This window comes from Microbacterium sp. KUDC0406 (genome assembly GCF_021582875.1).
Lineage (GTDB): Bacteria > Actinomycetota > Actinomycetes > Actinomycetales > Microbacteriaceae > Microbacterium.
Genome location: NZ_CP091138.1, coordinates 27,125 through 49,075, shown reverse-complemented (window position 1 = coordinate 49,075; position 21,951 = coordinate 27,125). Strand labels below are relative to the sequence as shown.

At 69.8% G+C, this 21,951-nt stretch carries 23 protein-coding genes; 15 read left to right on the top strand and 8 right to left on the bottom strand.

Annotated features, from left to right (window positions below; translation table 11 throughout):
- Nucleotides 1-16: 16 nt before the first annotated feature.
- The 6 genes from L2X99_RS00245 to L2X99_RS00220 all read right to left on the bottom strand — a co-directional run bounded on the left by L2X99_RS00245 (nt 17) and on the right by L2X99_RS00220 (nt 7,096).
- A complete protein-coding gene (locus L2X99_RS00245; protein ID WP_236135488.1) occupies nt 17-721 on the bottom strand; it encodes a phosphonatase-like hydrolase in 705 nt (234 codons plus the stop codon).
- Nucleotides 718-1,863 carry a TIGR03364 family FAD-dependent oxidoreductase gene (locus L2X99_RS00240; RefSeq protein ID WP_236135487.1) on the bottom strand — a complete coding sequence of 382 codons (1,146 nt, stop codon included), beginning with the start codon at nt 1,861-1,863 and terminating at the stop codon, nt 718-720. Before L2X99_RS00240 ends, L2X99_RS00245 begins: the two co-directional genes overlap by 4 nt.
- The gene (locus tag L2X99_RS00235) at nt 1,860-3,635 is read right to left on the bottom strand and encodes a PhnE/PtxC family ABC transporter permease (RefSeq protein WP_236135486.1); all 1,776 of its coding nucleotides are present in this window, start codon (nt 3,633-3,635) and stop codon (nt 1,860-1,862) included. Before L2X99_RS00235 ends, L2X99_RS00240 begins: the two co-directional genes overlap by 4 nt.
- Complete coding sequence (gene phnC / locus L2X99_RS00230; RefSeq protein WP_236125562.1) at nt 3,632-4,453, bottom strand: phosphonate ABC transporter ATP-binding protein; 822 nt, start codon at nt 4,451-4,453, stop codon at nt 3,632-3,634. Before phnC ends, L2X99_RS00235 begins: the two co-directional genes overlap by 4 nt.
- Before the next feature lie 118 nt (nt 4,454-4,571).
- Nucleotides 4,572-5,495 (bottom strand): phosphate/phosphite/phosphonate ABC transporter substrate-binding protein, encoded by a 924-nt coding sequence (locus L2X99_RS00225; protein ID WP_236125563.1) that lies wholly within the window; start codon nt 5,493-5,495, stop codon nt 4,572-4,574.
- Nucleotides 5,496-5,674: 179 nt separating this feature from the next.
- Complete coding sequence (locus L2X99_RS00220) at nt 5,675-7,096, bottom strand: MDR family MFS transporter (RefSeq protein ID WP_236125564.1); 1,422 nt, start codon at nt 7,094-7,096, stop codon at nt 5,675-5,677.
- 65 nt (nt 7,097-7,161) lie between these two features.
- Here L2X99_RS00220 and L2X99_RS00215 point away from each other — a divergent pair, with 65 nt between their 5' ends.
- Nucleotides 7,162-7,755, top strand: a complete 594-nt coding sequence (locus L2X99_RS00215) for a TetR/AcrR family transcriptional regulator (protein ID WP_236125565.1) — start codon at nt 7,162-7,164, stop codon at nt 7,753-7,755.
- A 15-nt stretch (nt 7,756-7,770) separates the two neighbouring features.
- On the opposite strand, the gene L2X99_RS00210 is transcribed toward L2X99_RS00215, so the two are convergent.
- Nucleotides 7,771-8,634, bottom strand: a complete 864-nt coding sequence (locus L2X99_RS00210; RefSeq protein ID WP_236125566.1) for an EamA family transporter — start codon at nt 8,632-8,634, stop codon at nt 7,771-7,773.
- A gap of 178 nt (nt 8,635-8,812) precedes the next feature.
- Here L2X99_RS00210 and L2X99_RS00205 point away from each other — a divergent pair, with 178 nt between their 5' ends.
- From L2X99_RS00205 to L2X99_RS00175, 7 genes are all read left to right on the top strand, one after another.
- Entirely contained in the window at nt 8,813-10,135 is a 1,323-nt protein-coding gene (locus L2X99_RS00205; RefSeq protein ID WP_236125567.1) for a M18 family aminopeptidase, read from the top strand.
- A gap of 58 nt (nt 10,136-10,193) precedes the next feature.
- A complete protein-coding gene (locus L2X99_RS00200; RefSeq protein ID WP_236135485.1) occupies nt 10,194-11,645 on the top strand; it encodes a purine-cytosine permease family protein in 1,452 nt (483 codons plus the stop codon).
- The gene (locus L2X99_RS00195) at nt 11,642-12,214 is read left to right on the top strand and encodes a cysteine hydrolase family protein (protein WP_236125568.1); all 573 of its coding nucleotides are present in this window, start codon (nt 11,642-11,644) and stop codon (nt 12,212-12,214) included. The genes L2X99_RS00200 and L2X99_RS00195 overlap by 4 nt, the downstream gene beginning before the upstream one ends.
- A 47-nt stretch (nt 12,215-12,261) precedes the next feature.
- Complete coding sequence (locus L2X99_RS00190) at nt 12,262-13,152, top strand: tryptophan 2,3-dioxygenase (protein ID WP_236125569.1); 891 nt, start codon at nt 12,262-12,264, stop codon at nt 13,150-13,152.
- Between the two features lie 136 nt (nt 13,153-13,288).
- Nucleotides 13,289-14,335, top strand: a complete 1,047-nt coding sequence (locus L2X99_RS00185; RefSeq protein ID WP_236135484.1) for a hypothetical protein — start codon at nt 13,289-13,291, stop codon at nt 14,333-14,335.
- 1 nt (nt 14,336) lies between these two features.
- Nucleotides 14,337-15,596, top strand: coding sequence for a kynureninase (locus L2X99_RS00180; RefSeq protein WP_236125571.1), 1,260 nt, complete (start codon nt 14,337-14,339; stop codon nt 15,594-15,596).
- Between the two features lie 101 nt (nt 15,597-15,697).
- Complete coding sequence (locus L2X99_RS00175; RefSeq protein WP_236125572.1) at nt 15,698-16,483, top strand: PaaX family transcriptional regulator; 786 nt, start codon at nt 15,698-15,700, stop codon at nt 16,481-16,483.
- A gap of 79 nt (nt 16,484-16,562) precedes the next feature.
- Here L2X99_RS00175 and L2X99_RS00170 read toward each other — a convergent pair whose 3' ends face one another.
- On the bottom strand, nt 16,563-17,045 hold the full coding sequence (locus L2X99_RS00170; protein ID WP_236125573.1) for an FBP domain-containing protein: 483 nt from the start codon (nt 17,043-17,045) through the stop codon (nt 16,563-16,565).
- Nucleotides 17,046-17,293: 248 nt separating this feature from the next.
- Here L2X99_RS00170 and L2X99_RS00165 point away from each other — a divergent pair, with 248 nt between their 5' ends.
- From L2X99_RS00165 to L2X99_RS00135, 7 genes are read left to right on the top strand one after another with little or no spacing between them, the layout of a single operon-like run.
- Nucleotides 17,294-17,515, top strand: a complete 222-nt coding sequence (locus L2X99_RS00165) for a CsbD family protein (protein WP_236125574.1) — start codon at nt 17,294-17,296, stop codon at nt 17,513-17,515.
- Nucleotides 17,516-17,539: 24 nt separating this feature from the next.
- On the top strand, nt 17,540-18,613 hold the full coding sequence (locus L2X99_RS00160) for a carboxylate-amine ligase (protein WP_236135483.1): 1,074 nt from the start codon (nt 17,540-17,542) through the stop codon (nt 18,611-18,613).
- A 56-nt stretch (nt 18,614-18,669) separates the two neighbouring features.
- The gene (locus L2X99_RS00155; RefSeq protein WP_236135482.1) at nt 18,670-19,953 is read left to right on the top strand and encodes a radical SAM protein; all 1,284 of its coding nucleotides are present in this window, start codon (nt 18,670-18,672) and stop codon (nt 19,951-19,953) included.
- Nucleotides 19,923-20,300 (top strand): hypothetical protein, encoded by a 378-nt coding sequence (locus L2X99_RS00150; protein WP_236125577.1) that lies wholly within the window; start codon nt 19,923-19,925, stop codon nt 20,298-20,300. The genes L2X99_RS00155 and L2X99_RS00150 overlap by 31 nt, the downstream gene beginning before the upstream one ends.
- Nucleotides 20,297-20,611 carry a hypothetical protein gene (locus tag L2X99_RS00145; RefSeq protein WP_236125578.1) on the top strand — a complete coding sequence of 105 codons (315 nt, stop codon included), beginning with the start codon at nt 20,297-20,299 and terminating at the stop codon, nt 20,609-20,611. The genes L2X99_RS00150 and L2X99_RS00145 overlap by 4 nt, the downstream gene beginning before the upstream one ends.
- 1 nt (nt 20,612) lies before the next feature.
- On the top strand, nt 20,613-21,419 hold the full coding sequence (locus L2X99_RS00140) for a prolipoprotein diacylglyceryl transferase (RefSeq protein WP_236135481.1): 807 nt from the start codon (nt 20,613-20,615) through the stop codon (nt 21,417-21,419).
- Nucleotides 21,416-21,895 (top strand): hypothetical protein, encoded by a 480-nt coding sequence (locus L2X99_RS00135; protein WP_236135480.1) that lies wholly within the window; start codon nt 21,416-21,418, stop codon nt 21,893-21,895. Before L2X99_RS00140 ends, L2X99_RS00135 begins: the two co-directional genes overlap by 4 nt.
- The last annotated feature ends 56 nt before the right edge of the window (nt 21,896-21,951 follow it).

Genomic DNA, 21,951 nt, shown 5'->3' with positions numbered 1-21,951 from the left:
CCCCTCGTGCGCCGCATCAGACGGCAGCCGCGAGCGGCGGCAGGCTCTGCGCGACGAGCGCCGGCTGCAGGTCGGCGATGCTCGCCAGCACGGCATCCGCGCCGGCATCCGTCAGGGCGGCGCGGTCGTGCGCACCGGTCAGCACACCGACGACGAACCCGGCGCCCGCACTGCGGCCGGAACGGATGTCGCTGGCGGTGTCTCCCGCGACGGCGACGGCGCGCACATCCGCCGCCCCGGTGCGCAGCAGGGCGGTGAGCACGAGGTCGGGCGCCGGACGCCCCCGTCCGGCGTCCGCGGGCGACAGCGCGATGTCGACGAGATCTCCCCAGCCGAGCGCGGCGATGATCGCGTCGCGGGTCACCGGGGCGAAGCCCGTGGTGAGCGCGACCCGCAGGCCGGCGTCCTTCAGCGACTCGATCGCCGCGCGCGCACCGGGGATCTCGGTGATGCCCTGTTCCGCGATGATCTCTTCGTAGGCGCTCTCGAATGCCGCGGTCGCCCGCTCGGCCTCCGACCGGTCTCCGCCCGCAAGATGCGTGAACACATCGATCTTGGACTGCCCCATGGTCTCGCGCACATAGGCGAGGGCATCGTCCCACGGCATCCGCTCGGCGACGCCGGTGAGCTGAGCCGCCCGCTGGAAGGCCTGCTCCACGACGCCGCCATCGAGCACCGTTGTGCCTGCCATGTCGAGGACGACGAGTTGGACGGGGATCATGCGAGTGCCTCCTGGGCGGGTTCGGGGGCGGACGATGACGTCCACCCGAGCGTCTCTGCAAGGGCGTTCTCGGCGAGTCCGAGACCGCAGGTCATGCCGATGCCGGTGGTCGCCGCGATGGCGAGCACTCCGTCATCCACGTGTTCGCGGTGGAACTCCGCAGGGCCGGATGCGTACACGCCCTGCCAGCGCTCGAGCACGCGGAAGCGATCGGTGGCGAACAGCGCCCGCGCCTCGTCGAGGAACACCTCGAAGACGCCCTCGGACTGGAACGGCGCCGGCTGTACGTCCTTCACGTGCGAGTCGCCGACCAGCAGCGACCCGTCCGGCAGCTGCGTGTACATCTGGTTGAGGTCGAGTGCGGCAAGGTCGGGGCGCTCCGCGTGAAGGCGATCACGCAGCACCGCAGTCGCCGGCAGAGCGCCGAAGCGGCCGTAGCGCACAAGAGACCAGCCGGTGAGCAGCGGCGCCGTGAGCGGAGCGGGCAGATCAGCGGCGACGCGCATCATGTCGAGCGCGCAGCGCCGGATGCCGGATGCCGCGGCGATTCCCGGGAGCAGCTGGTCGAGGTCGTGGTTCACGGCGACCACCACCTGGCCGGCGTCGATCGGACCGCGGGTGGTGTGCACCCGGCCGGTCTCCACGGCGGTGACCGCGGTGCGGAACCGGAGGTCCACGCCGAGCTCCTCGAGGTGCCGGATGATGGCGTCGGCGGCCTCACGCGGGTTCGTCTGCAGGTCGGCCTCGATGTGGGCACCACCGACGAGGTCGCCCCGGCGGAGCGGCGCGCGGCCGCGAAGCTCCGCGGCATCCAGCATCCGGATGCCGCCGTCCAGCGCCGCCCGCTCGAGAACCGCGAGCTCGTCGTCGTGACGGGCGGCCACCAGTGTTCCCGACTCGCGCAGCCAGAACCCGGCGTCCTGTGCGAGGCGCAGCCAGAGTTCTCTGGAGACGTCTCCGTAGCGGCGGGCCTCGCCGGCCTGCGCACCTATGCAGAGGTGTCCGAAGTTGCGGACGGTGGCGCCCACGGGACTCGCGGTGCGATCGACGACGGCGACGCTCAGGCCTCGGCGCGCCGCCGCGTAGGCGGCACCCAGCCCGACGATCCCCGATCCGACGATGACGACGTCTGCCCGGCTCATCGGAACACCTTCCTCATCCACATCGCGATGCCCTCGACGATCAGCACAGTCACCAGGATCATCAGCACGATGCTCGTCACCAGCGGGTAGTTCGAGCCCTGTCCCGCATTGAGCAGGTAGTAGCCGACCCCGCCACCGCCGACGATCCCGAGCAGCGTCGCCGCCCGGATGTTCGTGTCGAGCAGATAGAAGGTGTGGCCGATCAGTGCGCGGGATCCCTGCGGCAGGGTCGCGGCGGCGTAGCGCTGCAGGCGGGTGGCGCCGGCTGCGGTCATCGCGCGTTCCGGTCCGCGGGGCACCTCCTCGAACGAGTCGGCGATCAGCTTGCCGAGCAGGCCGATGCCGCCGAAGGCGAGGGCGATGGTGCCCGCCTGGGCGCCGAGGCCGGTGATCACGATCAGCACGATCGCCAGGATCAGCTCGGGGATGCCGCGGATGACGACCAGCAGCAGTCGAAACCCTCCGCGCACCCCCGCGTTCGGTGCGACGTTGCGCGCCGCGAGCGAGCCGATGCCGAGCGAGAGCACGAGGGTGATCAGGCACGCGGCGAGCGCGATCTTCACGGTGTCGAGCATGGCGCCGGCGATCACCGGGAAGCCGTAGTTGCCGAAGTCCGGCGGCCAGAATTGCGCGGCGACCTCGGGGATCTTCACCCAGAACGTGAGCAGATCGCTCCAGACGATGTCGCTCACGGCGACGCCGGCGATCACGACGGCGATCGCGACGAGCCCGCCCGAGACGTTGCGGACCCTCGCCGCGGTCCAGGGGCGGCGCATCGCGGCGTCGACGGAGGCGAACCGGCGGCGCTTCGACAGGCTCAGCGACCCGTCATTGTTCCCCGGTCCCTGAGCGGCGCGTGGGGATCGAAGGGCCGTGAACAGCCGCACGAACACACCCTTCCCGGCATCCTTCTCGCCGAGCATCGCCACGCGCACGGCGCTGGAGACGACCTCCATCACGACGCAGAGCAGGAAGATCACCAGGGCGATGCCGAGTCCGAGACCGTAGTTCAGCGACTTGAAGGCGTGCGACATCTCGAGGCCGAGGCCGGCGACGCCGACGTAGCCGAGCACGACGGAGCCGCGCAGGTTGATGTCGTTGCGGTGCAACACGGTGGCGACCCAGCTGGGAAGCACCTGCGGCAGCACGCCCGAGAAGAACTCCTGCATCCGGGTTCCGCCGGCGGCGCGGATCGCGAGCCGCGGACCCTCGTCGATCTGCTCGATCGCATCGGCGAACATCTTCGAGATCATGCCGATCGAATGGATGCCGATCGCGAGGATGCCGGGCAGCGTGCCGAGTGAGAACATCAGCACGAACACCATGGCCAGCACGACGTCGGGCAGCGCGCGCGTGAACACGCCGATGAACCGGGCGATCGCGCGCGCAACGGCGTTCGGGGTGGTGTTGGATGCCGCCAAGCAGGCGATCGGCACCGAGAGCGCTGCCGCGAGCACGGTGCCGGTGAGCACGAGCCCGACGGTCAGAACGGTGAGCTGGAGCAGCTCTTCGGCGGGCGGGAAGGTCAGGCCGCCGACCCGCGCGAAGAAGTTCTGCGCGTTCCCCCAGCTGTCGAACAGCCCCGCGAAGGAGATGTTCAGATCGGCGAGGGATGCCACGGCCAGGGCGGCGATGACGACGAGCGTGCCCGCGGCGGAGATGCGCTCGGGACTGATGCGGCGGCGCGGAGCCCGGGCGTCGATGTCGGCCGGCGGCGCCTGGGTCCCTGAGCCGGTCGAAGGACCCTGCGGCCGCTCGATGAGGGACGTCATGCCACCGGCTCCGCGGCGAGCAGCTCGGCCTCCAGCGCGTTGATCTCTGCGGTGGTGGTGGCGACGCGACCGTAGATCTCCATGACCTGGGCCTTGTCCAGATCGTCTGTCGTGGTGTCGAGCACGACCTCGCCGTGCCTCAGGCCGACGATGCGATCCGCCCAGTCGATCGCGAGGTCGACCTGGTGCAGGCTGCACAGCACGGTGAGCCCGTCCTCGGCGGCGATCTCGCGGATGAGTGCCATGACCTGCGAGCTCGACTCGGGGTCGAGCGAGGCGACCGGTTCGTCGGCGAGCAGCACTTCGGGGTTCTGCATGAGGGCGCGGGCGATCGCGACGCGCTGCTGCTGGCCGCCGGAGAGCGTGTCGGCGCGCTGGTATGCGCGGTCGAGGAGGCCGACTCGCTCGAGATGGCCGAGGGCGCGCTGCCGGTGGGCGCGCGAGTAGCTGAACAGGCCGAGTCGCGGGCCGCGGAGGCCGGCGAGCGACCCGGTCAGCACGTTCTCGAGCACCGTGAGCGACCCCACCAGCTCGAACTGCTGGAAGATGAAGCCGACCCGGCTGCGCAGCCGGCGCAGGGCTCGTCCGCGCAGGCGGGTCACGTCCTGGCCGAGCACGTTCACGCGGCCGGAGGTCGGAAGCTCGAGCGCGTCGAGATGGCGCAGCAGGGTGGACTTGCCGGACCCCGAGAGGCCGAGCAGCACGACGATCTCGCCGCGGCCGACGCTGAGGTCGACGTCTGCCAGTGCCGTGGTCTCATCGAAGCGCTTCGTGAGCGCCTCGATGCGGATGACCTGGTCGGTCGTCGTCGCAGTCATGTCGTTCCTCTCTCCCACTTCTCACCCCCGGGTTTGGGGCGGATTCTCGCGTTCGGGGCGGACCTGCACCGCCCCGATGGCGGGGATGCGCCCCGAACCCGGGAAGTTGGTCCGGGCGTCAGCCCTGGCACTGGGTCGCGTTCGTCTTCTTGCAGATGTCGCGGATGACGTCGTAGTACTTGTCATCGACGGGCTTGGTGGCGTAGAAGGTCGCGCGGAAGGCGTCCGAGTCGGCGCTGGAGACGCCGGCCGCGATGATGTCGTCGATCGTGACCTCTGAGAGGGCGTCGGTGAGCTTCTTCTTGACGTCGTCCGGAAGCGCGTCGGCGTAGACCAGCGGTGCGCCGGGGACCATCGTCTCGGCGATCTTCGTGACCTTGTCCGACTTCGCCACCTCGCTGTCCTCCGCGAAGCCCGCCTCGCACTCCTTGCCCTCGCCGACCTTGGTGACGCTGACATCGTGCTTGCCGGCGAAGACCGGGGTGATGTCCTTCTCGGGGTCGATGCCGGCCTCGAGCAGGTTGTACGACGGGAACAGGTATCCCGAGGTCGACGACGGGTCGACGAAGCAGACCTTCCTGCCCGTGAAGTCGGCGAGGCTCTTGACGGACGAGCCCTTGGGCACGATCGCCTGCGAGTAGTAGCCCGGCTCCTGGCCCTCCTTGGTGACGATCGACGAGATCGGGGTCAGCTCGGCGCCGTTGTTGGTGGCTGTGATGTAGGTGAAGCCCGAGAAGGAGGCGACGTCGACCTTGCCGGCGATCGCGGCCTCGATGAGCGCGGCGTAGTCGGTGGACTCGTGGTACTCCACCTTCTTGCCGGTCTCCTTCGCGATGTAGTCCATCAGCGGCTGGTAATTGGTCTCGGTGTCGACCGAGTCGGGCACGACGCCGAAGACGAGGGTGCTCGCGTCGACGGCGTAGCCACCTTCGGCCGTGGGCTCTTCAGAAGAACCGGTGGCGCCGGCCGAACCGGAGCACGCGGCGAGGCCGAGCGCGAGGGCTGCTGCGCCGACCAGGGCGGGGAGAGCACGGAGCTTCATGAGGACCTTTCGGGTGTGTGTGGCGGGATCCGCGACCCAGAATGACACCCGAAATGCCCACAGATGCACCTATCTCGGCACTGTTCGCCCGTCGTTCACCAAGGGTTCCCTCGACCGACCATGGTCGAGCGCCTGCGGCCGACGGCCAGTACCTGCGCCCCGCAGCCGGCTGAGCGGCGTCACACCTCTGCGGGGTCGACGACGACCTTCTGCTTGGCCGGCAGCGCGAAGCACACGCCGATCGCGACGACGGTGAAGCCGACAGCCCACCAGAAGGCGACGTCGAAGCCGTGCACGATGTCCACGACGCTCTGCGCGCCGCCCGTCGCCGCCTCGAGGATGACCGCGAGGATCGCCGTTCCGAACGCGCCGCCGAGCTGTTGCGCCAGCCGCGTGATGATGCTCGCGTGCGGGACGGCGGAGCGGTCGAGGCCGACGAACGCCACCGACATCACCGGGATCATGACGGCCCCCATCCCGAAACCGCGCACGAGCAGGACGGCCATGAGCCACCAGTCGTTCGTGCCCGCATCGGCGAACGCGAACGGCACGGTCGCCGCGCCCATCAGCACGAAACCGGCGATCGCCACGACACGGGCGCCGATCGTGTCGGTGAAGCGCCCGGCGATCGTTCTGCTCAGCAGCGCACCGACGCCCTGCGGAATCAGCAGAAGGGCAGCGGTGAGCGCATCCGTGCCGCGCACGATCTGGAAGTACAGCGGCAGCAGCAGCATAGCTCCGTACAGCGACGCGCCGGAGAGGAACAGCACGGCGGACGCCGAAGCCACCGGGCGCCTGCCCAGCAGTCCGACGTCGACCAGCGCCGTGGCCGGGCGCCGCACCTGCGTCGTCACGAAAGCGGCGAGCAGCACGACGCCCGCGGTCGCGGGCAGCCAGACGTCGACCCGGCCGAAACCGCCGTCCTGACTGACGTTGGACAGGCCGTAGAGCAGCCCGACGAGGGCAGGAGAGACGAGCACGAGACCGACCCAGTCGAGCACCGGCCTGCCGGTCGGGTCGTCCTTCGGGATGAAGCGCCACGCGAGCGCGAGGCCGATCAGGCAGAACGGCACATTGACCCAGAACAGCCAGCGCCAGTCGAGCGTGTTCAGGATGAGGCCGCCGATGGTGGGTCCGAGAATGGGCCCCAGCGCCGCGGGCAGACTCACCGCAGCCATCAGCTTGCCGAGCCCGGCTCCCTGAGGGACCTGCTGAATCGCGAGAGTCGCCATCAACGGCATCATGAGGCCGCCGCCGAGCCCCTGCACCACGCGGAACGCGATGAGACTCGACGCATCCCACGCGAGACTGCAGGCGATGGATGCGAGCAGGAAGACGGTGAGCGCGAACATCCACACACGCTTCCCACCGAACCGCGCCTGCGCCCACCCGACGACCGGGATCGCGACGCCGAGCGCCAGCAGATAGGCGGTCGTGACCCACTGGATCGTGCTCACCGGCACCTGGAGATCCGATGCCAGCGTCTTGAGCGCGATGCTCATGATCGTGCTGTCGAAGATGACGGCGAGACCGCCGACCACGAGCACGAGAGCGGTGACGATGGCTCGGCGCGGAAGCGCGGGAGCCGGCTGTACGGTCATGAGAGATCCTTAAGAGACAGGAATGTATCTAACAGCACGATACGCTCCTTCGATAAGATACACAAATGGATCTTGATGACGGGGTGCGCCGCAGGCGCGGCCGAGAACTCGAAGACGCCATCCTGACGGCCGCATGGGATCAGCTCCTGCAGGGCGGCTACGGCAACTTCACCATCGACGCGGTCGCCGACCGCGCCGACACCAGTCGCTCCGTGGTCTACCGCCGCTGGCCCGATCGCATCGCTCTCGTCGAGGCGGCCGTCACGTTCGGGCTGCAACAGGACCGTCCGTCCGCTCCGGACACCGGATCCCTGCGCGGAGACATGATCGAGATGCTGCGAAGGGTCGTCGCTGCACGTCGTGAGATCGCCCCGCTCGTGAGCGTGTTCATCGGCGCCTACTTCTCCGACTCCGGGCACAGCTTCGCCGATCTGAGGCGGCGTGCGTTCGGGGAGGGCGTCAGCGCCACCATGACGGAGATCTTCGAGCGCGCCGCCGCACGCGGTGAGCTCGACCCGGCCCGCCTCACGCCCCGCGTGCAGACGGTCGCGACCGATCTGCTCCGGCACGACATGCTCATGACGCTGCGCCCGTCGCGGGACGAGGACCTCGCCGCGATCGTCGACGAGATCTTCCTGCCACTGGTCAGTCCGCTGTGATCGGTCCGGCCGCGGTCAGACCGCGATCAGAGCCACGCCCGCCACGACCACGACCGACGCCGCGATGCGCCATCCCGGCCGGCTCTCGTGCAGCACGAACACGCCGAACAGGCTGACCAGCACGACGCTGACCTCGCGCAGCGGGGCGACCAGCGCGACAGGGGCGATCGTGATCGCCTGCAGCACGAGGATGTAGGCCAGCGGCGACAGCACGCCGAAGGCGAGGATGCGCCGCCACTGCGTGCGCCAGAGGGCACCGACCGCGCTCCACCGGCGACCGACGCCGATCGTGAAGAACGGGATCTGCGCGATGGCGACGCCGACCATGAACGCCACCGGCGAGAGGCGCCAGGTGCGCAGCGCGAAGGCGTCCCATATCGTGTATCCGGCGATCGCGACGCCGGTGAGCAGCCCGAACACGATCGCCGGGTCGAGGCCCCGCCGCTCCGTCGAACGACCGCGGTCGACCAGCCCGATCGCGACGACACCGGTGATCACCAGCACGACGCCGATCAGGGCGATCGGACTCGGTCGCTCTCCCAGCAGCAGCATCGCGATGACCACCGACAGGAAGGGTCCGGTGCCGCGCGCGGTGGCGTACACGGTGGAGAGGTTGCCGGCCCGGTAGCCGCGCTGCAGCACGGACATGTAGGTGACATGCAGCACGCCCGACACCCCGAGTCCCATCGCGATGCCGCCGAGGTCGTCCGTGCCGAAGCCGCCGGTGAACGGGATCACGCCGCCCCAGATCACCGCGCTGGCCACCGCGCCCCACCACAGGAACGCGACGCCGGCACGGCTCACGTCGTGCGCGATCACGTTCCACGCCGCGTGCACGACAGCAGCGGCGAGTGCCAGAGCGATGGCGATACCGGACACGATGTGCACCCTTCTTGCCGCCGTCAGGAACCACCCTATGCGGCCCTGTTCGTTGAGCGAGCGCCAGCGAGACGAAACATGCGACGGCAGCCGAGGAACGTCACCCTGTTTCGTCTGCGCTCCTCCGGCGCTCCGCTCAGCGACCGAGGTCGCCACGGGCCCCGATTACGATCGAAGGATGCCCGTCACTCCCGCCGCCCTCGCACATGCCGCCGATCTGGCCGACTTCGTCGCCGCCTCCCCGTCGAGCTACCACGCCGCCGAAGAGGTCGCGCGCCGGCTCGAGGACGCCGGATTCACCCGGCTGAACGAGGAGGCGGCCTGGCCCGCGCAGCCCGGCGGGCGCTACGTCGTCGTGCGCGACGGTGCGGCGATCGCGTGGGTCGTGCCGACGGATGCCGCGGCCACGACGCCCGTGCACATCCTCGGCGCGCACACCGACTCCCCCGGCTTCAAGCTGAAGCCCAAGCCGACCACCGGTTCCCGCGGCTGGCTGCAGGCCGGCGTCGAGGTCTACGGCGGCCCGCTGCTGAACTCCTGGCTGGACCGCGAACTTCGCCTCGCCGGCCGGCTCGCACTCGCCGACGGTCGCGTCGTGCTCGCCGACACCGGAGCGCTGCTGCGTCTGCCACAGCTGGCGATCCATCTCGACCGCGGCGCCAACGACGGCCTCACCCTCGACAAGCAGGCGAACACCCAGCCGGTGTGGGGACTGGGCGACCCCGCCGACGCGGACCTGCTCGCCGAGCTCGCGGCATCCGCCGGCGTCGACCCCCGCGACGTCCGCGGCTTCGACGCCGTCGTCGCCGACTCGGCGCGGGGCGCGGTGTTCGGCAAGGACGACGCCTTCTTCGCCAGCGGCCGCCTCGACGACCTCGCATCCGTGCATGCCGGCGTGGTCGCGCTGCTCGCCGCCGCGGACCCTTCGACAGGCTCAGGGACCCCATCGACCGGCTCAGGGCCCCAGTCCGGCGTCATCCCGGTGCTCGCGGCCTTCGACCACGAGGAGCTCGGCTCGGCCTCCCGCTCCGGTGCCGCGGGCCCATTCCTCGAAGACGTCCTGGAGCGCGTCTACGAGCAGCTCGGGGCGGATGCCGCGGACCGGCGGCGCGCCTACGCCGCCTCCTGGCATCTCTCCAGCGATGTCGGCCACTCGGTGCACCCGAACTACTCCCAGCGTCATGACCCGGTGGTGCAGCCGCTGCTCGGTTCCGGCCCGATCCTGAAGATCAACGCCAATCAGCGCTACGCGACCGACGCCGTGGGCGCCGCGGCCTGGGCCGCCTGGTGCGAGACATCGGGTGTCGCATCGCAGGAGTTCGTGTCGAACAACGCCGTGCCGTGCGGCTCCACGATCGGCCCGATCACCGCGACGCGCCTCGGCATCCGCACCGTCGACATCGGCATCCCGATCCTGTCGATGCACTCCGCCCGCGAGCTCGCCGGCGTGAGCGACCTGCACGACCTGTCCCGCGTCGCAGAGGCGTTCTTCACCGCCTGAGTCCCGTGACGAGCTGACGCCCTGGCCGCGGCACGACGTGCGGTGCCAGGATGAGGGCATGACCGCAGAGAGCACCTCGACGTCGACGCTCATCGAGCGCACCGGGATCGAGATCATCCCCGAATCCGAGCGCACCGCGAAGCCGCGTGATCTGTTCTGGCCGTGGTTCGCGGCGAACGTATCGGTGTTCGGCATGTCGTACGGGTCGTTCGTGCTGGGATTCGGGATCTCGTTCTGGCAGGCGACGATCGTGTCGATCATCGGCATCGTCGTGTCGTTCTTCCTGTGCGGACTGATCGCGATCGCCGGCAAGCGCGGCTCGGCGCCGACGATGGTGCTCTCGCGAGCGGCGTTCGGCGTGCACGGGCAGAAGGTGCCGGGCATCGTGTCCTGGCTGACCTCGATCGGCTGGGAGACGTTCCTGGCGATCATGGCGGTGCTGGCCACCGCCACCGTCATCACGCAGCTGGGTGGTGACGGAGACAGCGTGGCCCTGAAGATCGTCGCGATCGTCATCGTCGCGGCCCTCATCGTGACCGCCTCGGTGCTCGGCTATCACACGATCATGAAGCTGCAGTCGGTGCTGACCTGGGTGACCGGCGTCGTCACGATCCTCTACATCATCCTCACCATCCCCGACATCGACTTCGCCGCGGCGCTGTCGAAGCCGGACGGCAACATCGGGCAGGTGATCGGCGCGCTGGTGATGGTGATGACCGGTTTCGGACTCGGGTGGATCAACATCGCTGCCGATTGGTCGCGCTATCAGAAGCGCACCGCATCGGACGGGGCGATCATCTTCTGGAACACCTTCGGCGGTGCGATCGCGCCGGTGATCCTGGTGGTCTTCGGTCTGCTGCTGGCGGGCTCGAACGACGACCTGCTGAACGCCGTCGCCGCCGACCCCATCGGCGCGCTCGCCACCCTGCTGCCGATCTGGGTGCTCGTGCCGTTCCTCGTCACCGCCGTGCTGGCGCTGGTCTCGGGTGCGGTGCTCGGCATCTACTCCTCGGGGCTGACGCTGCTGAGCCTCGGCATCCGCATCCCCCGGCCCGCCGCCGCAGGCATCGACGGGCTCATCCTGACGATCGTCACGATCCTGGTCGTGTTCGGCGACACCGGCTTCCTCGGACCGTTCCAGTCGTTCCTCATCACGCTCGGCGTGCCGCTGGCCGCCTGGGCGGGCATCCTCATCGCCGACATCCTGCGGCGCCGCAAGGACTACGACGAGGATGCACTGTTCGATGCGAAGGGTCGCTACGGCGCCTGGGACTGGACCTCGATCATCACCATGGTCATCGCCTCGCTGATCGGCTGGGGCTTCGTCGTCAACAACTTCGCCGCGGAAGCGGCGTGGAACAACTGGCAGGGGTACCTGCTCGGCCTCATCGGGGGCAAGGACGGCGACTGGGCCTATGCGAACCTCGGCGTCTTCTTCGCACTGGTGCTCTCGTTCCTGGTGACCTGGTTCGCCCGGGCCGGCCGGATCCGCCGGCAGGAGCAGGGATGAGCCTCCCTTCGACAGGCTCAGAGACCCAGCCATGGCTGGTCGTCATCGACCCGCAGAACATCTTCGCGGCGCCGGAATCCGAGTGGGGATCGCCGTTCTTCGCTGAGGCGTTCGCGAACATCCGGCGATTGGCCGATGCATTCGGCGACCGCGTGCTGGTCACCCGGTGGATGCCGACGGCCGACCGCTCCACATCCTGGGGCGAGTACTTCGAGGCCTGGCCGTTCGCCGACAGGGCGGCATCCGATCCGCTGTTCGACCTCGTCATCGAGGCGCGCGACCTGTCGTCGCATCCGACACTCGACCTCCCCACGTTCGGCAAGTGGGGCGCCGAGATGGAGGGCATCGTCGGGCGAGGCGCGCACGTCGTGCTCACCGGGGTGTCGACCGACTGCTGCGTGCTGTCCACGGCTCTCGCCGCGGCGGATGCCGGCGCCCGCGCCACGATCGCGGCCGATGCCTGCGCGGGATCGACCGCCGAGAACCACGCAGCGGCACTGCAGGTGATGGGGCTGTACCCGCCGCAGCTGACGATCTCCGACACGGCGGCGGTGCTCGCAGCTGCGTAGCGATTTCACCATTGTGACGGCCGTCGCAATGGTGTTATTCTCGCGGCATGGCTACCGACCAGGACAACGGCACCGGGCAGAACGAGCGCGCGCTCGAGGACGGGATCGTCACCGATCTCAAGAACCGGATGACGTACGGGTCGTACCTCGACCTCGACCGGCTGCTCGGTGCACAGCATCCGGTCTCGGTGCCCGAGCACCACGACGAGATGCTGTTCATCATCCAGCACCAGACCACCGAGCTGTGGCTCAAACTCGTGCTGCGCGAACTGCAGACCGCGCGCACCCGCCTCGCCGAGGACGACCTCCGTGCCGCACTCAAGCACATCGCCCGCATCAAGCACATCCAGGAGGTGCTGACCCAGCAGTGGTCCGTGCTCGCCACGCTCACCCCGACCGAGTACGCCGAGTTCCGCGGCGACCTGGGCAACTCGTCGGGGTTCCAGTCCGTGCAGTACCGCGCGGTGGAGTTCGCGCTGGGCAACAAGAACGAGCGGATGCTGGGCCTGTTCCGCGACCACCCCGAGAACCTCGCGCTGCTCACCGCCGAGCTCGAGCGCCCGACTCTCTACGACGAGTTCCTGCGCTACGTCGCCCGACGCGGGCTGCCGGTGCCGGCATCCATCCTCGAGCGCGACGTGCGGCTGCCGTACCGCGAGACTCCCGACCTCGTGCCCGTCATCCGCGAGGTCTATGAGGACCCGAAGGAGCACTGGGAGCTCTACGAGGCGTGCGAGGAGCTCGTCGACGTCGAGGACAACTTCCAGTTCTGGCGCTTCCGGCACCTCCGCACGGTCACCCGCACGATCGGCATGAAGCGCGGCACCGGCGGATCGACCGGCGTGGACTTCCTGCAGCGCGCGCTCTCGCTGACCTTCTTCCCCGAGCTCTACACGGTGCGCACCGAGATCGGCAAGGACGAGCGGATCGGCCGCTGATGCGCTCCGTGCGTTTCTTCGACGGGCGGATGCTGCGCGACGGCGCCCTCGTCGAGGGGCGGCTCGTCGCTGAGCCGGCCCCGCGGGCGCTCCGCGCCTGGATGGCATCATCACCGGCCGGTTCACCGATCACCACGTGCACCTGCAGCTCATCGACCCGTCGCTGCTCCCGGGCTCGCGGCTGGGCCGCGTGGTGGATCTCGGCGCGAATGTCGACGTGATCCGGAGGCTCGCCGCTGTCCTCTCCCAACGCAAGGAGGAAAACGCCGGTGCGCACGTCCCCGAAGCCGCCTTTTCCTCCTCGCATCGTGGCGACGCCGCCTCCCAACGCAAGGAGGAAAACGCCGCCGCGCGCATCCCCGAAGCCGCCTTTTCCTCCTCGCATCGGCAGGTCCCGGCCGATGCCGCCCCGCCGCTCCCACGCAAGGAGGAAAACGCCGGTGTGCGCAACCCCGAAGCTGCCTTTTCCTCCTCGCCTCCTCCTGCCGGGGTCGTAGCGCCCGTCACGATCGAGTACGCCGGGCCGTTCCTCACCGCGCCGGGCGGCTACCCCTCCGACCGCGACTGGGCACCGGAGGGGTCGGTCATCGAGCTGAGGGATGCTGCGCATGCGGCATCCGTCGTCGCCGACCTCGCCGCGGCCGGGGTCTCGTACCTCAAGACCGTCGGCAACGTCGACGCCGGTCCCGTGCTCGACGACGACCTGTTCCGGGAGCTCGCGAAGCTCGCCGCCGCACACGGGCTGCCTCTGGTCGCGCACGCCGAGGGGGCGGGCCAGGCGCAGCGCGCCGTCCGTCTGGGCGCCGACCGCCTCGCCCACTCGCCGTTCACCGAGCGCCTCACCGATGACGAGATCGCCGCACAGGCGGCATCCGTGTCGTGGATCTCGACCATGGCCATCCACGACGGCGAGCAGTACGCGCACGTCGTCGACAACGTGCGGCGCTTCGCCGCTGCCGGGGGCGAGCTGGTCTACGGCAGCGACATGGGCAACGGCCCGACTCCCGTCGACCTGCGCGAGAGCGAGGTCACCGCGCTGCGCGAGGCCGGCGTCGACGGCATCGACCTGCTCCGGGCGCTCGCCCCCGCCGATCCGCTGGATCCCGGCGAGCCCCTGCTCTTCCTGCCCGATGGCGACCCCGCCCGCGCCCGCTTCCTGATCGACGACGACCTGAGGGACTGACATGACCGAATCGCTTGAAGACGAGCACCGTCGCGTCGCCGGCATCCTGAGCCCCGACCTCGACGCCGAGGCCGCCCGGCTCGATGCGGCCGACCCGCTCGCGCACCATCTCACCGCGTTCGCCGACGCCCCCGGTGTGACCGCGTACCTCGACGGCAACTCGCTCGGGCGTCCGCTCGCCGACATGCCCGAGAAGGTCGCGCAGTTCATCCGCGACGACTGGGGCACCCGGCTGATCCGCTCCTGGGACGAGCAGTGGATGGAGCTGCCGATGCGCCTGGGCGACCGCATCGCCTCCGTCGCGCTGGGAGCGGCGGAGGGGCAGACCGTGGTCGCCGACTCGACCAGCGTGATGCTCTACAAGCTCATCCGGGCGGCTGTCGCGGCTCGTCCCGGACGCGACGAGATCGTCATCGAGGCCGGCAACTTCCCCACCGACCGCTTCATCGCCGCGGGCATCGCCGGTGAGGTCGGTGCGACGCTGCGCTGGGTGGAGCCCGACGAGATCACCGGCGTGAGCGCCGACGACGTGCGTGCGATCGTGGGTGAGCGCACGGCGCTGGTCGTGCTCAGCCACGTGGACTACCGCTCGGGCGCGCTCGCCGACATGCCGGGGGTCACGGCGGCCGTGCACGACGCCGGTGCGCTGATGCTGTGGGACCTGTGCCACTCGGTGGGTGTCGTGCCGATGCAGCTGGATGCCTGGGGCGTAGACCTCGCGGTCGGCTGCACCTACAAGTACCTGAACGGCGGACCGGGCTCCCCCGCGTTCGGCTACGTGCGCGCCGATCTGCAGCCGGAGATCACGCAGCCGATCCACGGCTGGTGGAGCGCGGCCGACATCTTCGCGATGGGGCCGGAGTACGCGCCGGTCCCCGGCATCCGCCAGCTGCTCAGCGGCACGCCGCCGGTGATGTCGATGCTCGGGATGCAGGGCATGCTCGACCTCATCGACGACGTCGGCATCGGTGCCGTGCGGGCGAAGTCGATCTCGCTGACGGATTTCGCCGTGCGCGCCTACGACGAGCTGCTCGCCCCGCTGGACGTGCGGCTGCTCAGCACGAGGGATGCCGCCGGCCGCGGCGGGCACATCACGATCGGGCATCCGTCGTTCCAGCGCGTGACGCAGGAGCTGTGGGGCCAGGGGATCATCCCGGACTTCCGCTTCCCCGACGGCATCCGCCTCGGTCTCTCGCCGCTGAGCACGTCGCACGAGGAGACCCTGCGCGGTGTCGTGGCCATCCGCGACGCGCTCACATGACCCCCTCGCCAAGACCCCTCTCTGTCGCCGAGACCCCGCCTGAGCGACGCCGGCCAGGCGGGGCCTCGGCAGCAGGACGGGGTCTCGACGAGAACGGGACCGTGCTCGACGACATCGACGCACGCCCCGGCAGCACCACGTCGCTGCTGCGCACGACGATCGGGCTGTACCTGCGGCGGCTCGGCGGGTCGATCTCGTCGGGCGCACTGGTGCGGGTGGCCGGCGATCTCGGTGTGCTTCCCGCGCCCGCACGCACCGCGGTCACCCGGCTCAAGCAGAAGGGCCTGCTGCTCGCCGCGCGCGGCGGCTACGGCCTGAATCCTGCGGCGGTCCGGATGCTGGAGCGCGGCGACCGCCGCATCTTCCACGTGCGCCGGATGCAGGCGGGCGATCCGTGGTGCCTGATCTCCGCGACCATCCCCGAGGCGCGGCGCGACCTGCGCCACCAGCTGCGCCGTCGGCTGCAGTTCATCGGCGCCGGGTCCGTCGCGCCGGGGCTGTGGATCGTGCCCGGATATCTCGATGACGAGGTCGAACAGCTGCTCGACGAGCTCGGGGCCCGCGAGTTCGCGACCCTGTTCCGCACCGAAGACCCCCGGCCGGCGACCTCGTTGCGTGCGGCGGTCGCCGGCTGGTGGGACCTCGACGCGCTGCGTGCCGAGCATCTGCGGTTCCAGGCATCCGTCGACGCACTGCCGGATGACCCGTTCGCGGCCTACGTGCGCCTGATCGACAGCTGGCGGGTGCTGCCCTACGTCGATCCCGGACTCGCCGCCGAGCTGCTGCCCGCGGACTGGCTCGGCGAGCGCAGCTTCGCCGCGTTCGCCGACCTGTCCGCCCGCCTCGCAGAACCCGCCTGGGCTCACGTGCGAGCCGTCACGACCTGATCCCTTCCCTTCTCCGGATGCTCCTATGGATGTCATAGGAGCATCCGGAGCGCAGCGGGGCAGGCAGCGCGCGGCGGTGTCAGCCGAGCTCGGCGACGAACGCCGCCACGTGCTCCCGCAGCCGAAGCATCCGAAGCTCCCGGGCGAGTTCCCGGTCGTAGCCCTCGTAGGCGAGCGGCGGCAGCCGCCGCACGTTCGTCGAGCAGCCGAAGTTCTCGCATACCAGGGTGCCGATCGTGTCGCCGTTGCGACCGGCCGGGCCGGCCTTGCGCGCCGAGAAGAACTGCACGTCGTTCCGAAGCGTCACGTCGTCGCACCAGGAGCACTGCGCGCGGCGCACCACCCGGTTCTCGGCGCGCTGCAGCAGCACGCCGACCGGGCGGTCATCGACCTCGGCGATGACGTACGCCCGCTTGGGCATCTTCGGGTCGAACCAGCCGAGGTAGTCGAGATCGGCGAAGTCGATCGCGTCGAAGTCGGCAGGCAGCGTGAGCGATGCGGCCTCTTTGCGAGAGGCGTTGATGAAGGAGGCGCGGATGGCGCGCTCGTCGAGGGGAAGCATGAAAGTGCCTTCTATGAGAGGTGAGTCGGGAATGGGTGCGATGAATCACCGGTGACGGGAGTTCCGCCGCCGGCCGACCATCAGCCTCTGCCGCCGGCGCACGATGCGCCGACGACCACCTTCACGAGATGCACCCCGTGAGCCTACACCGGTCGCCCTAGCGGTTCCTGTCCGCCTCGTCAATCCCGTCGCGGCATTCACCGAACGGATGCGACTGTTGCCCGACAGCCGAATGAGAGGAGCGAACGATGAGTGCCGCAGACAAGATGAAGCACACCGCCGAGGACATGGCCGGGAAGGTCAAGGAGGGCGCCGGCAAGCTCACCGGCAACGACAGTCTCGAGGCCGAGGGCAAGATGGACCAGGCCAAGGCCGCCGCGAAGAAGGCGGGCGACGATGTGAAGGATGCCGCGGAGAACGCGGCGGACCACGTCAAGGACGCGGCCAGGGACGCCACCGACCGCGACTGAGCACCCCACCCGCAGGAGGACGATGTGGCCCGGATCGGCATCGAGGAGGAGTTCGTCCTCCTCGATGACCGGACCCTCGTCCCCCTCGGAATGGGACCGGGCGCCCGGGAGCGCATCACCGGCAGGAACGCCGGCGGAGAAGTCGTGCCGGAGTATCTGACCTGCCAGTTCGAGTGCGTCACCGAGCCCCTTTCCACACTCGCGGAGGCGGACGCGGATCTGCGCCGCCTCCGCGGACTGCTCGCCGCCTACGCCGCGCAGCACGGCGGCGTCGCCGCTTCTACGGGAACCCCCTTCATCTCGCCCGGAGGGCTCGCCGTCTCACCATCTGGGCACTATCACGAGGTCTCCGACCAGCTCGCGGAGATCACCCGTGAGCACCTGGTCAACGGGTTGCATGTGCACGTCGAGTCGGGCGACGACGAGGAGCGCGTGCGCACCCTGAACCGGCTGCGCGGCTGGCTGCCGCTGCTTCTCGCGCTGACGGGGAACGCCCCGTTCGCGCACGGTGTGGCATCCGGGTTCCAGAGCTGGCGCAGCATCCTCATCCGTCGGCTGCCGTCGTCGTGGTGCCCGCCGCAGTTCCACGACTACGACGACTACCGCACCAGGACGGAGCGGCTGGTGGACCTGCGCGCGATCCCCGAGGCGGCGTCGCTCGCCTGGGCTGTGCGCCTCTCCGAACGTTTCCCCACCGTCGAGCTGCGCGTCTTCGATGCGCAGCTCACTCCGGCGGAGTCCCTCTTCGCCGTCTCCCTGGCGCGCGCCATCGCGCTCGGCGGCGACGCCGCCGTCGCTCCGGCCGCGGAGCTCGACGGCATCGACGCATCGCTGTGGATGGCCGCACGCGACGGTACGAATGCCCGCGTGATCGACCCGATGACCGGAGAGGTCGACGGCGTGTGGCTGATCGCGGCCCGCCTGCTGGACGCGATCGGTCCCGTGCTGCGCGAACTCGGCGAAGAGGACTTCGTCCGCGATCGCCTCGACGCGATCAGGGCCGACGGCACCGGAGCGCAGCGCCAGCAGCTCGCCTGGGATCGGGACGGTGTGGCCGGGCTCCGAGACCTCTACCGCTCGAGCACGGAGTCGCCGTAGCCGAGGCCTGCCGCTGTGCTCCTGACGCGTCCGCGCGCGGCCACTAGGGTGAACGCATGACGCCGTCTGCCGGAACCGGGATGCCGCTGCGCGACTATCGCGTGCATCGCTATGTGAACGCGTTCTGCCCGCGATGTCACGAGGAGAAGCCGGATCAGCCGCTCTCCGAGGTGCGGCGGCTGTCGGGCTGGCTGGCGGATCGCGACGGCACCGTCTGGCTGGAACGCGGATGCCCCGAGCACGGCCTGGTCTCCACGATGTACGACGAGAACGCCGAGATCCTTCGGTATCTCGAGCAGTGGACCGCACCGACGAAGGTGCACACCCCCGACACGGCCGGCAACTTCAAGCCGGTGCCGCAGGCCTATGAGGACGGGCTGCCCGAGATGCAGACGCAGCACACCTGCATCCTGCTCGAGGACATCACCGACCACTGCAACCTGAAGTGCCCGACCTGCTTCGCCGAGTCGAGCCCGGCGCTGGCCGCCGTGGCCCCGCTGGCCGAGGTGCTGGCATCCGTCGACGCCAAGCTCGGCCGCGAGAACGACCGCATCGATGTGCTGATGCTCTCCGGCGGCGAGCCGACGCTCTATCCGTGGCTCGAACAGCTGATCGAGCATCTGGTCGCCCGGCCGATCGTGCGCATCCTGCTGAACTCGAACGGCCTCCGGATCGCGAACGACGACGAGTTCGTCGCATTCTTGAAGAAGCACCGTGAGCGCGTCGAGGTGTACCTGCAGTATGACGGAGAAGAGGCCGCATCGGTCGCGTTCCACCGGCGGCGCCGACATCCGCCGGTTCAAGGAACGCGCGCTGGAGCGGCTGTCGGATGCCGGTGTCTTCACCACCCTCACGATGACCGCGACGCTCGGAGTGAACGACCACGAGATCGGCGCCGTGATCCGGCGGGCGCAGGCGACGCCGTACGTCGGCGGCGTGACGATCCAGCCTGTGTTCGGATCGGGGCGCTCGGCGGGAATCGATCCCGACGATCGGCTCACGCACACCGGCGTACTCGCCCGGCTCGGTCCGCAGACCGACGGCGACATCACCTGGCAGGACCTCACCGCACTGCCGTGCAGTCATCCGCACTGCTGCTCGGTGGGCTACTTCCTCAAGGACGACTCCGGGGCGTGGCAGTCGCTGGTGAGCCTGATCGGGCACGGCCGGCTCAAGGAGTTCCTCGATCTCAACCCCGACCTGATCGCCAACCGCATCGCCGACTCGAACGTCAACAGGGCGATCCGCGACGTCGTGAAGAACTCGCTGCTCGACCTGCTCAGCGAGCAGTCGTCTCTCGCATCCGTCGATGGGCGACATCTGGCGCGACATCTGCGTGAACTGCGACCTCGGGATCGGCACGCTCGCGACGCTCGCCGCATCGAGGCTGCCCGGCCAGCACGGCCGGATGCGCGCGATGCTCGCCGACAGGGTGCTGCGCATCACGGTGAAGCCGTTCATGGACATCAACACGATGATCGAGGAGCGGCTCACGCAGTGCTGCGTGCACGTGGCGTCGGTGAACGAGCAGACGAACGCGCATCAGTGCGCGCCGTTCTGCGCTCTGCAGGCCTGGGCGCCGCTGAGTCGCACCCGCATCTCCACGGCCACCGGCCGCCCGGCCGGGTCGACGACCGACGTGCGCGAGACGGGCGGCCGCACGCGATTGCCGGTGGTGACGCCATGACCCACGACTTCAGCCACCTGAACCAGCGCGATCCGTCGGTGCCCGATGCGAAGCCGTACGACCCGCTGCGGCTGTGCGTGTTCACGACGATCGCTGTGATCTCGTGCGTCCTCGGCCCGCTCGCCGTGCTGGTGTTCGCTCTGATCGCGATCGCCGGATACACCAAGGCCCGCCGCGGCGGCCTGCTGCGCTCGCGCTGCAGGCTCGGCGACACGCGTCTGGTGCTCGCCTACCTGTCGGTGATCGCGGTGGCCGCGGCGGTGGCGATCCCGTTCTGGGTCATGCTCTGGATGCGGATGCTGGGAGGCTGACGTGTTCCCGACCCTGCGCGACATCGCGCCGTGGCTGCCCCCGCTGGGTACGCACTCGGTCTTCGTCGCGCTGGGCATGCTCGCCGCCGGAGTGGTCTTCCTCGTGGAGCGCCGCCGCCGCGGCGTGACCGATCCGCGCCTGGTCAATCTGGTGCTGGGTGCGATGGTGGGCGCGGCCGTGATGTCGCGCCTGGGCACCTGGGCGCAGCACCTCGACCCGTCGAAGAACCTCAGCCTGGGCGAGCAGCTGCTGCGCGGCAACGCGTCGGTGCTGTCGGCGATGGTCGGCGCGTGGCTCGGCGTGCACGTCGCGAAGAAGATCGTGAAGTACCCCGATCGCACCGGCGATCTGTTCGCTCCGGCGTTCGCGCTGGCGATGGTGATCGGACGGATCGGATGCCAGCTCACCGAGCGCCCCGGCACACCGACAGGAGCCGACTGGGGCATCGTGCTCGACGCGGAAGCGGCTGCGCGCACCGGCTCGATCGCCGGCGTACCGCTGCATCCGAGCTTCGTCTACGAGATCGTCTTCCAGGCCGCGGCGTTCGCGGTGCTGTGGTTCTGGCTGCGGCACCGCCCGATCGCCGCCGGCGAGACCCTCACGATCTATATCGCCGGGTACGCGCTCTTCCGCTTCCTCGTCGAGTTCGTGCGCGGCAACGACGTCGCGTGGCTGGGGCTGACCAGGCCTCAGCTGTTCCTGCTGGTCACGATCCCGCTGCTCGCGGCGCGGATCATCTGGATGCTGCGCCGCGGGCGGTTCCGCGCCACGGCGGCGCCTTCGGTGGAGAGGACGGTGCCCGCATGAGCAGCACGCCTGAGTATCCCGTGAACGAACCCGGCCGGTCCGAACAGGGGCCTCCGGAACAGAATCCGGCGACGCCGCAGCCCGATCCGCAGCAGCCCTCCTGGGAGGTGCGGCCTCCGGCCGGCCCGGCCCTGCCGCCGCCGGCGCCGACGCCCCCTCCTCCCCCGGCCGCGGACCCGTCCCCTTTCGCTCCGCCGTCCGGGTTCCCGCCGCCGTCCGGGCAGCCCGGTCCGCCGCAACCCGGTCATCCGGCAGCGCCGGGCGCCCCGTACGACCAGTCCGGCTATCCGCCGCAGGGTTATCCGGGCTCCTATCCGAGCCCTCATCCACAGCCGGGACCGCCGCCCGCGCCGAACAACACCGGGAAGGTTCTCGGGATCACCTGCGGCTCTCTCGCCGCGCTGTTCTTCATCGGGGTCGCCGCCTTCGGCATCATCATCATCGGACCGTGCTTCGGCCTGTTCGGCGGTTACTGAGGATCTGACTCGGATCGATCCGGCGATTGTTGCGCTGCGTTTCGCCCCTGATCGCG